Source organism: Streptococcus sp. SM3, from assembly GCF_027497875.1.
In genome coordinates, this window is record NZ_JAJNSA010000110.1 from 1 (window position 1) to 7,941 (window position 7,941).

Annotated in this window: 6 protein-coding genes and 1 pseudogene; 2 read left to right on the forward strand and 5 right to left on the reverse strand. The window is 44.9% G+C overall.

Annotated features, from left to right (window positions below; genetic code table 11):
- Positions 1-31: 31 nt before the first annotated feature.
- A complete protein-coding gene (locus PAN06_RS11995; protein ID WP_049486045.1) occupies positions 32-634 on the reverse strand; it encodes a hypothetical protein in 603 nt (200 codons plus the stop codon).
- A 211-nt stretch (positions 635-845) separates the two neighbouring features.
- On the opposite strand from PAN06_RS11995, the gene PAN06_RS12000 reads away from it, so the two are divergent.
- Positions 846-1,763, forward strand: a complete 918-nt coding sequence (locus PAN06_RS12000) for a helix-turn-helix transcriptional regulator (RefSeq protein ID WP_049489195.1) — start codon at positions 846-848, stop codon at positions 1,761-1,763.
- Positions 1,764-2,180: 417 nt separating this feature from the next.
- Positions 2,181-3,350: an MFS transporter gene (locus PAN06_RS12005; RefSeq protein WP_201089619.1), complete on the forward strand. Its 1,170-nt coding sequence runs from the start codon at positions 2,181-2,183 to the stop codon at positions 3,348-3,350.
- Positions 3,351-3,436: 86 nt separating this feature from the next.
- On the opposite strand, the gene PAN06_RS12010 is transcribed toward PAN06_RS12005, so the two are convergent.
- The 4 genes and pseudogenes from PAN06_RS12010 to PAN06_RS12025 form a co-directional block, all read right to left on the reverse strand.
- Entirely contained in the window at positions 3,437-4,552 is a 1,116-nt protein-coding gene (locus PAN06_RS12010) for a LysM peptidoglycan-binding domain-containing protein (protein ID WP_223141451.1), read from the reverse strand.
- A 472-nt stretch (positions 4,553-5,024) separates the two neighbouring features.
- Positions 5,025-5,648, reverse strand: coding sequence for a V-type ATP synthase subunit D (locus PAN06_RS12015; protein ID WP_003009455.1), 624 nt, complete (start codon positions 5,646-5,648; stop codon positions 5,025-5,027).
- Positions 5,649-5,651: 3 nt separating this feature from the next.
- Positions 5,652-7,037 carry a V-type ATP synthase subunit B gene (locus tag PAN06_RS12020; RefSeq protein WP_003002370.1) on the reverse strand — a complete coding sequence of 462 codons (1,386 nt, stop codon included), beginning with the start codon at positions 7,035-7,037 and terminating at the stop codon, positions 5,652-5,654.
- Positions 7,024-7,941 (reverse strand): annotated as a pseudogene (locus PAN06_RS12025) (V-type ATP synthase subunit A); the annotation flags it as partial. The gene PAN06_RS12020 and the pseudogene PAN06_RS12025, both read right to left, overlap by 14 nt.

The window sequence follows — 7,941 nt, forward strand, 5'->3', positions numbered from 1 at the left end:
GGAGGTTTTTTCATCTTTTATCTTTTTGACATTACATATCTTTGTGGATACGATAAGTATTGTAAGCAGTGACTACATTAGCAACGGCGCTGACCCTTGAACTACGTGCGATATCAGCTTGTAGGGCATTGGCTTCTTCTTGCAGATTGACTTGCGTTTCTTGGAATTGTTGCATTTCAAGCAGATTGTAGGCTTCTGGCAAGGTAGAGGCACGTCCTTCTGCAATTAAGTTATACAGTCGGAAGAGATCGTGGTAATTGTAAAATTTTTGCGGGAAACCTTGCATCCCTTGTTGGTAGGCTGGTTGGCTGATTTCCTGGTTATAAAGGGCCTGGGCATTGGCAAGAGCTTGCTTGGCTGGGGCTACAAATACAAAATATTTGATCGCAATCAACCCACCCATCAATCCGAGCATCAGTAGAAAACCGTGCATGAGGTGACTTTGTTCTAAGAGAAAAATCGTAAAGGCGAAAAGAAGATTGAGGGCCAGTGTGACCGTGATTGGCCCATTGAGTCTCTTCGCTGCTTTATTTAATCGGTTTTGTTGCCGTTGAACTTCATCCCAAGCAACTGCTGCAGGGGCCGTTAGCACGCGCTTTTCATCTAATAGTTGTAAAATTTCTTGTGTCGTCATTGTAAATCTCCTTTTGTTATAAGCTTATCTTCTAGAATTGACCTTATTTTATCAAAAATCCCTCCCTAAAAAAGGGCCATGTAAACTATAGTTTCATTTTTCTTAAAAATCGAAGAATTTCTAGTTTTTTTGTCAAAAATTAAACTCTGAGTTTAATTCCAGCCTTTTTTGAGGTATACTAATGGTATGATAATTGAAAGGAAGTTCCCCTATGTCCTCATCTTCGCCATTTGGTCCAACATTCCGTAAAATTCGTGAAGCACGCGGTCTTTCTCTAAAAGAAGTCGCTGCAGATATTGTCTCTCCTCAGTTCCTCAGCCAATTTGAGCGTTCTCAAAAAGGAGTGACCATCGAGACCTTCTCTCGCCTCTTGCTGTCTATGGGGGTGGATTGGGACACCTTTTTGTCCCATTATCCTGGCTTAACTATTCAAAATTTCAGCCCCATTTTGATGAAACATATCAATCAAGAAAACATGGATTTTCTGTCCATTATTGAGCGCTTAAAGCACGAAAAATCACCTGTTGCCGAGGAGAACAAAGAGCTCTGGCAACTCTATTTGCGTTCGCTTGAAATCAATGTCAATAACGCGATGGGAAAAGAAATCCACCTGGAGGACGCACCTGTCTCGATTCAACGAATCGCTCAAGAAGTGCCGTTTGCCTATCAAAATGAAATTGAGCAAGACTTCACCATTGCCCTTTTATCTGTCTTGCCCTATGAAGTCGTCGCTAAGATTCGAAAGGAATCCTTGGAACTTTTTGAAAGCAGTTATTCTGCCTACTCTGCCAATGCGTTGGCCTCTTTGCTGTTAAATCTGGCCAACTATCTTATTAAAAAAGAACTCTACCTAGAAGCTCTGAATTTTCTTCAATCAATTAACCAGCTTCGCAAGCGCAAACCGATTTTAAACACCAGTATTTCCATGCAGTTAGAATTTATGCAGGTCTATGCCCTCCTTGGCTTAAATGACAAAGAAGGGATCTACCGTGCCAAGCAGGTCCTAAAAGCCCTGGAAGGCTTGATTGCACTTGAAAATTTCGGAAGCCCGCTTGTTCAAATCAAGACAAAATTCATGTTACGGGTCAACGAACTCAACAAAACCGGCATTGATTTCTTCAGTGAATAAAGACGTCTCAGACTTTAGACCGATTCTTTCAATCAGCGCCTTTTCTTAAGTTTTCTTTAAGCAAACCGCCTTATAATAAAACCATCAAATAAAGACCTCCTAACTTTGTTTGATAGAAAATCCTAAACTTTTTCATAATAATCTCCCTATAAGAGCCACCAAAACCGGTGGCTTTTTCTACGTACCTTAGTGAGTCAAGTCCAATAGGGGCGTAGACGAACTTAGGTACGTTGATGCAGTTTGAGCGAAGCGAAAACTACGTTCCTTATTCCTTTAGCGAACGTTAGCGAGCTTAGGTACGTTGATGCAGTTCGAATGACAGTGAGAACTACGTTCCTTACCCTTCATTTGCACTAATACTCCAATTTATGCTCCATCTATGTTATAATGAAGAGAATTTTTGTCTGAGGAGGATTTATGAAAAAAACACATTCTATGCTATTCATCCCGGGCATCATTATGCTTGGGATTGTTTTACGAACACCATTTACTACGCTTCCGACGGTCTTGTCTGACATCGCAGCTGGTTTGGAGGTGGATGTGAGCTCTCTGGGACTATTGACTAGCTTGCCACTTCTCACCTTTGCCATTTTCTCACCTTTTGCGATTCAATTTGCTAAAAAGTTGGGGATTGAGCGCCTCTTTTTCCTAGTTTTGATCGCGATTACGATCGGATCTGCCATTCGGATTATCAACCTCCCCTTCCTCTATCTGGGAACCATCTTGATTGGAGCTGGCATCGCCTTTCTCAATGTGCTACTTCCAAGCCTCATTCAGGCGAACAGACCCCGTCAACTAGGCATTCTGACCACTTTGTACATCACTTCTATGGGGATGTCCACAGCGATCGCCTCTTCTTTGGCCGTTCCGATCACCAAAGCCACTTCTTGGCAAGGTTTGGTCAACATCTTGACAGCCTTGTGTGCTCTTGCTTTGGTCATCTGGATTCCTAACCTTCGCTACAACCACCATCTAAAAAAGACGGCCACTACAGAATCTAGTAGCAAGTGGTATACCAATAAATATGTCTGGGCTATCATGATTTTCGGAGGCTTGCAGTCACTGCTTTTCTACACAAGTATGACCTGGCTTCCGACCATGGCTGTTCAAGCTGGCCTTTCAAAGGTTGAATCTGGACTACTGGCCTCCGTGTTCACCCTGATCAGTCTCCCATTCTCCTTGACGATCCCAAGTTTAACGACACGATTATCCGATCGCAATCGACGCTTGATGCTTGCGATTGTTGTCGGAGCAGGGATTCTGGGGGTAGCCATGCTCTTAATCCCGACCAGCAACTTCTTCTACTGGTTGGTATTAAATGCCCTAATTGGCAGTTCTGTTAGTTCGCTCTTCCCTTACCTCATGGTCGCTTTCTCCATGAAATCCAGCACACCTGAAAAAACAGCTCAACTTTCTGGTCTTGCCCAAACAGGAGGCTACGTCTTTGCAGCCTTTGGTCCCATCCTCTTCGGCTACAGCAAATCTCTCTTCCACTCTTGGACACCTGCCATTCTTATGCTCCTGATCTTAACCATTATCATGGCCATTGCCCTTTATCAGGTGGAAAAAGTCGATCATATTTTATAATCATCGTCTGGCTGGAAGATTCATCTTCCGGCCTTTTTTGTGCATACAAAAAAAGAACTAGGCACTTGTCCTAGTTCAAAGTTTTATTATCCGTTAAATGAGATATGTACGTGGTCGTTGTGGTTTGCTGTATCTCCACCACGGTCCGGCATTTGGTTCCATGTATTAGCTGGTCCGTAAATGTTATTTACTGGCATGTAGAATTGTTGTTTCCAGATAATATATGAGATACCTGCACGGTCCATGTTATCAATCGCATACTGTGCAACTTGATCTCCAAGCTCTGAATTTGTTGGAACCATCACGTCTACTGCAAGTCCTTTACCATGGTCTTCTGGATCCCCTTCACGGTAACCACCGATGTTTGTGATACCGAATTTCGCTGCAATTTCTTGACGGAAAGCTTCCGCTTGCGGTTGAAGATTTGGATCAGTTGGAATAGTATTTCCGCTTGTTGGAGTTGATGCTACTGGTTGCACTTCAGGTGCTGCAGTCGTTTCTGCTGCTGGTTGTGCTGCTGGAGCTTCTTCTGCTACTGGAGCAGATTGAGGAGCAGCTGGAGCTTCAGGAGCAGCAGCTGGCGCTACTTCTTGATTTTGTACTTCAACATTGACAGCTGGAGCACCGTAGTTTGGTGTTTCTGGAACAGCTGGTTGTGCTGGTGTTTCTGCTGCTGGTACTTCAACCACTGGAGCTTCCGCTGGGGCTTCTTGAGTTTCCGCTGCTGGAGCAACTGGAACAGCTTTGTTATCTTCGTTTACTGGTTTAGACAAATCGTTGACAGCGACTGTTTGGTCATCAACTGTCACTTGGTTTGTTGTCAAGTCAGCACTTGCAACGGTTGCATCTGTCGCACCTGCTTGAGGAGTTTGGATTTCAACTGAAGTTACTTCTTTTTGATCATTTACTGTTGTTTTCAAAACAGTACCTGGGTAGATCAAATCCATGTTGCTGATGTTGTTCAAGTTTGCCAACACATGTACATCGATTCCAAGCGCTTCTGCGATCGAACTCAATGTATCACCATATTTGATGGTATAAGTTTGTTGGTTTTCACCGCTTTGTTGGATATCATGTTTGATTTCATCTACTGAGCGAGCTACCCAATCTTCAAGTGTTTCTGCAGTGGCTTTTGTAAATGGAATCACTGCAAGAGCTACTGTTGAAGCGATCAAGGCTTTCGTATTAACTTTTAATTTCATCTTTTATCCTCTTTTTTCTTTGTTTTTTTGTTCAAGATTTTCTTGGACAAATGAACTACTATACTATCTTATCACAATTTAAAAATAATAAAAGGCCTTTTTGGCTATTTAACAAAACTGTATTTTTCTTGTAACATTTCGTCTTTCTTGTCACATTGTTACAAACTAGTAACATAAAAAGGGGTGGTGGAAGAAGAGTTCGAGGGCGTAAAAAAGCCTCATCAAGGAATGGTTTCTTGATGAGGTTCTTGTCTTTTTTAAGTAATTGAGGCCGGCTGAAAAGCTGGGTGAAAAACGCAAACTGTAATAGTACTAACTTCAAAGGCACAGTAGCTGATTGGATTTTTCTCTCGCTTTAAGAGCTCGGAAAAATCCTAATCAGCCTTGTGGGGGCAGGACAACGAAGCATTCTATACAACAGTGCTTCTGTCCTGCTCCCTATTTTCACTTTGCATTTTACGGGCTTTGTATCTTATTTGACCTTCATGATTCTGACGAGGTTGGCGCGTTCGGCTTCTTCGAGTTTCATTTCGATATAATAGATAGTCTCTTTGAGGTCTGGGATGGTCGCATACTCGAGTCCGTTCACTCGACGGCGGGTTTTCTCGATTTCATCTGCCATGAGTTGGCAGCTTTTTTCGATTTCCGCTAACTTGAGCAAATCTGGGAGTAGATCCCCCATTTCTTGGATCGTGCTATCCATTTGACTGTTGGAGGCGAGGTAGCTATAAACCACGTCCCCTTCATCCTCTCCGTATGGATTATCGATACGGGCATGGAGCTTGGGCACGCGCACACTCATGACATTTTCTTCCTCGATATGGAGCATCACTTCTCGAGTCGGTACAGCAAAGATTTCTTCTACCATGAGGTCACTCTCTAAGGACTTGGCCATCACGAAATCTTGCATATTGCCCACCAGCGCTGCCTCCACCTTTTGGCGCAGACGATTATTTTCACGCACAGCTTCAATAAAGCGGCGCATGAGTTCATCCCGCTTATCCTTGAGCAACTTGTGCCCCCGGGTTGCTGTCTTGAGGCGCTCTTTGAGAATATTGAGTTCCATCCGAGTTGGTTTTACATTTAATCGTGCCATAGGCTAATCCTCTTTGTTTGGCAGATACTTGTCAATCATCTCATCCTTGATCCGTTTAAGCTCTGTTCGTGGAAGGATGGATAAGAGTTCCCAACCGAGATCCAAACTTTCCTCAATCGTCCGATTGGTTGTGAAGCCTTGGTTGATGTATTCCTGCTCAAAGCGGTCCGTAAATTTAACATAGAGCTTGTCGGTATCTGACAAGGCAGACTCTCCAAGCACTACAGCTAGTTCTTTGGCTTGTTTCCCTTGGGCGTAAGCCGCAAAGAGCTGGTTCATGGTCGCCGCATGGTCTTCCCGAGTCTTGCCTTCACCAGAACCCTTGTCCTTCAAACGGGAAAGGGATGGAAGAACATTGATCGGTGGGCGGTAACCACTATTGTAGAGATCACGGGACAGAATAATCTGACCTTCGGTGATGTAGCCTGTCAAGTCAGGGATGGGGTGGGTGATGTCATCTTCTGGCATGGAGAGGATCGGAATTTGGGTCACAGATCCTTTCTTTCCAACCAAGCGTCCTGCACGTTCGTAGAGGGTTGAGAGGTTAGTATAGAGGTAACCTGGATAGCCCCGACGACCTGGAACTTCCCGGCGGGCAGCAGATACTTCCCGAAGGGCTTCACAGTAGTTGGTCATATCCGTCATGATAACCAAGACGTGCATGTCTTTTTCATAGGCCAAATATTCGGCAGCTGTCAAGGCGATCCGAGGAGTCGCAATCCGCTCAATAGCTGGGTCATTGGCTAGGTTGATGAAGAGGACAGAGCGGTCAATGGCACCGGTTTCCCGAAGGTCGTTCATAAAGAACTCGGCTTCTTCAAAGGTAATTCCCATGGCCGCAAAGACCACGGCGAAGTTTTCTTCCGAATTAAGAACCGTCGCTTGACGAGCAATCTGAGCTGCCAATTCCTTGTGAGGAAGACCAGAACCTGAAAACACGGGGAGTTTTTGGCCCCGAACTAGGGTATTCAAATGGTCAATGGCTGAGATCCCTGTCTGGATAAATTCATCTGGATAGTCCCGTGAAACAGGGTTGATGGCTTGTCCATCAATGTCCAAGTACTTCTCTGGGATAATCTCTGGACCGCCATCGATGGGTTTGCCCATCCCGTTAAAGATGCGTCCCACCATGTCTTCAGACACAGGAAGTTCTAGGGGACGTCCGGTAAAGCGGACTTTGGCTTTTTCCAAGTTGATCCCGCTAGATCCTTCAAAGAGCTGGACCATGGCCTTGTCTTCTTGGACTTCGAGGACTTGTCCCTGACGGGTCGTTCCGTCATGGAGCTTGATTTCTACCAATTCATTGTAGTGAACTCCTTCGACCTGATCGACAATCATCAAGGGGCCAACAACTTCGCTGACAGTACGGTATTCTTTAATCACGCTCATTGTCTACTCCTCCTTTTGCGACGATTTGGTGTAGGGTTTCTACGATTTCTTCTTTCAGGGCTTGAATGGTTGCCAACTGATCCTCATGGATGAACTTGCTACGGGCAATGCGGTCTCGAAGAGCCACGGTTCCTTCCATGATTTCTGTGAAGTAAGCTCCTAATTCTAGTGCTTTTTGACTTTCTTGGTCAAAGGTCAAAATGTTGGTCAACAAGGCCACCTGCTTGCTGAAAGAGGTATAGGTATCGACCTCATCAAAGGCATTTTGTTGTAGGTAGTCTTCACGGATCATCTTGGCCGCATTCATGGTCAAGCGGTCTTTTTCAGACAAGGAATCTAGACCAACCAAGCGGACGATTTCTTGCAATTCACTTTCCTTTTGAAGCAAATTCATAGCGCGGGTCACTTTTTCAGACCAGCTGATTTGTTCATGTAGATCGATATAGCGACCGACTTCATCTTGGTAAAGGGAATAAGAACTCAACCAGTTGATGGCTGGGAAGTGACGACGTTGGGCCAATTGAGCATCTAATCCCCAGAAGACCTTAACAATCCGCAAGGTATTTTGCGTTACCGGCTCTGAAATGTCTCCACCTGGAGGGGAAACGGCACCGATAGCGGTAATCGAACCTTCGCGCGCAGTGGTTCCAAGTGTCTTGACCCGACCTGCCCGCTCGTAATATTCGGCGATCCGGCTACCGAGATAGGCTGGGTAACCTTCATCCCCTGGCATTTCTTCTAGACGACCAGACATTTCACGGAGAGCTTCTGCCCAACGAGAAGTAGAGTCCGCCATGATGGCAACGGAGTAGCCCATATCACGGAAGTATTCGGCAATAGTAATCCCTGTGTAGATGGAAGCTTCACGCGCCGCTACTGGCATGTTCGAAGTGTTGGCGATCAG